The organism is Stenotrophomonas sp. HMWF003 (genome assembly GCF_003061285.1).
In the GTDB taxonomy this organism is placed as follows: Bacteria; Pseudomonadota; Gammaproteobacteria; order Xanthomonadales; family Xanthomonadaceae; genus Stenotrophomonas; species Stenotrophomonas maltophilia_AP.
In genome coordinates this window covers 15,173-17,011 of the sequence record NZ_QAIW01000446.1, presented here as the reverse complement: position 1 = coordinate 17,011, position 1,839 = coordinate 15,173, and the positions used below count along the sequence as shown (strand labels likewise).

Here is a 1,839-nt window from a genome sequence, read left to right as displayed (position 1 = left end):
AGCAGCGCCTGGGCGATGCCTACCTGGAGCCGCGCCTGGCGCAGATCGAAGGCGTGCTCTGGCCGTTGGTGAACGAACGTCCGGCGCACCTGCTGCCACCGCCGTATGCCAGTTGGGAGGCACTGCTGGCCGACGCCGCCCGGCGCCTGGAGGCCGACCTGGCCGCGCAGGGACCAACGTTGTCCGAGCGCAGCTGGGGCGAGCGCAACACCGCCGCGATCTGCCACCCGGTCAGCCGCGCCCTGCCCGCCGTTGCCCGGCCGTGGCTGTGCATGCCGGCCGACCGCCTGCCCGGCGACCGCGACATGCCCCGCGTGCAGGGCCCTGCGTTTGGCGCCTCGCAGCGCATGGTGGTGTCACCCGGGCACGAAGCCGACGGCATCATCCACATGCCCGGCGGCCAGAGCGGGCACCCGTTGTCACCGTTCTGGGGCGCGGGACACGAGGACTGGGTCAACGGCACGCCGACACCGTTCCTGCCCGGCGCGACGGTGCATACGCTCAGGTTGGTGCCGACGCGGGAATGATGGTGCGCCTAGGGTGACGGCGTAGCCGACCAACGGTCGGCTCTACCGCGAGGGGCACCGCACACCGCCGGCTTCAGCGTCGGCAACGTTCGATCAGGCTCAACAACGGCCCGGTCATCGCCGTGGTGACCAGCGCCATGATCACCAGCACCGCGAACAGGCGGTCGCCGAGGAAACCCAGGTCGTACCCCAGGTTCAGCACGATCAGCTCCATCAGGCCGCGGGTGTTCATCAACGCGCCCAGCTTCCACGCCTCATGGTTGCCCATGCCGGCGCTGCGCGCCGCGCTCCAGGTACCGAACAGCTTGCCCAGCGTGGCCACCGCAATCACCACCACGCACAGCAGCAGGTCGCTGGCCTGCAGCGCATCGGCACGCATGCGCAGACCGGTCATGGCGAAGAACAGCGGCAGCAGCAGCGTGACCGCGAACGGTTCGACCTTGGTGGCCACCGTATGCCGCAGGGTGGCGTTGCCCGACACCGCCACGCCGGCGGCGAACGCGCCAAACAGCGCATGGATGCCCAGCATTTCAGTGACCAGCGCGCAGCCCAGCGCCATCAGCAGCATCACCAGCAGCCAGCGGCCTTCCTGGCCGGCTGCAATCGTCTGCCGCGAGAACCACGGGCGCACCAGGCCCAGCATCACCCCGACGAATGCCACCACACACACCAGGTTGAGCGCCGCCGGCACCCAGCCCTGTGCCTGCGCGGCCGCCACGATCAGCGCCAGCAGGCACCACGCGGTGGCATCGCCGAGCGCGGCGCAGGCGATGGCGGTCTGGCCCAACGGCGTACTGGTCATGCCCCGGTCGGCCAGGATCCGCAGCAGCACCGGGAACGCGGTGATGCTCAGTGAAATGCCCACGAACAGGGCGAAGCCGGTAAACCCGATCCCGCTGGGTGCGTGCGCACCGTACAACCAGATCGCCAGGGCCACGCCCAGCACGAACGGCACCGCGATACCGGCATGGCTGACCACGAACGCAAACCGTCGGCGACCGCGCAGCCCGCCCAGGTCCAGTTCGGCGCCGGCCACCAGCAGGAACATCAGCACGCCCAGCTGGCTGAGCAGCCCGAGCGACCCCAGCGAGGCGGCGGGGAACAGCGCGCCGTGCACCTGCGGCAACAGCGCCCCCAGCACCAGCGGGCCCATCATCAGCCCGGCGGCCATCTCCCCGATCACGCCCGGTTGGCCAAAACGCCGGAACAGCCAGCCGGCGCCTTTGGCCACCAGCAGCAGCACCAGCAACTGCATCAGGAACAGGCCCAGCGGCGCATGCAGGTGCGCGGCCCAGTCGGCGCCCAGCGACGA

At 70.5% G+C, this 1,839-nt stretch carries 2 protein-coding genes; one reads left to right on the top strand and one right to left on the bottom strand.

Going from position 1 to position 1,839, the window contains the following annotated elements:
* Positions 1 to 527 (top strand): penicillin acylase family protein (locus DBR34_RS19780; RefSeq protein WP_146186894.1); only part of this gene is annotated, 527 nt, incomplete at its 5' end.
* A 73-nt stretch (positions 528 to 600) separates the two neighbouring features.
* On the opposite strand, the gene DBR34_RS19775 is transcribed toward DBR34_RS19780, so the two are convergent.
* Positions 601 to 1,839, bottom strand: a 1,239-nt coding sequence (locus DBR34_RS19775) for a cation:proton antiporter (RefSeq protein ID WP_258224172.1), incomplete at its 5' end; no start/stop codon positions are given.